The sequence below is a fragment of the Campylobacter sp. 2018MI34 genome (genome assembly GCF_016598975.1).
Classification (GTDB): Bacteria; Campylobacterota; Campylobacteria; order Campylobacterales; family Campylobacteraceae; genus Campylobacter_D.
The window spans coordinates 1-413 of sequence record NZ_JAENKS010000204.1 but is presented as its reverse complement, the minus strand read 5'-3'; the positions used below and the strand labels follow the sequence as shown (position 1 = coordinate 413).

The following is a 413-nucleotide window of genomic DNA, read 5'->3' as shown; positions in this document are numbered from 1 at the left end:
ATCGATCCCCCAACATGTTAATGCGGATTCCTGATCACGCCGTTCAACCTGCCCGTAGCAGCCGTTCTTCTGGCCTTTTGTCAGACGGCAGTCACGGCCACCGTCTTTTATCCACCAGCGGATAGCCTCACAAGCGCCTTTAGTATCTCCGGCGTTCATTCGCTTATAGAACGTTGAGGGGAAACATTTACCCGGACCGATGTTGTAAGGGCAAAAGGACGCAATACCCGCTTTCTGCGGCTCTGTGAGAGGGACATGAATATTTCGCTCAACCCATTTCAGAGCCTTGTTGCGCTCAATGGCGTTTACCTGAGCACATTTCTCCGCTGACAATCTCATGCCCTGAATAACAGGCTTGCCGTCAACGGTTGTTGCTCCCCGGCAAATGGTCCAGATATTCGAACCATCACGAT

1 protein-coding gene is annotated in these 413 nt (G+C 51.8%); it reads right to left on the bottom strand.

The genetic code is table 11. From position 1 onward, the window contains the following. On the bottom strand, nucleotides 1–413 hold a 413-nt coding region (locus tag JG676_RS08450; protein ID WP_200217962.1), incomplete at both ends, for a lysozyme.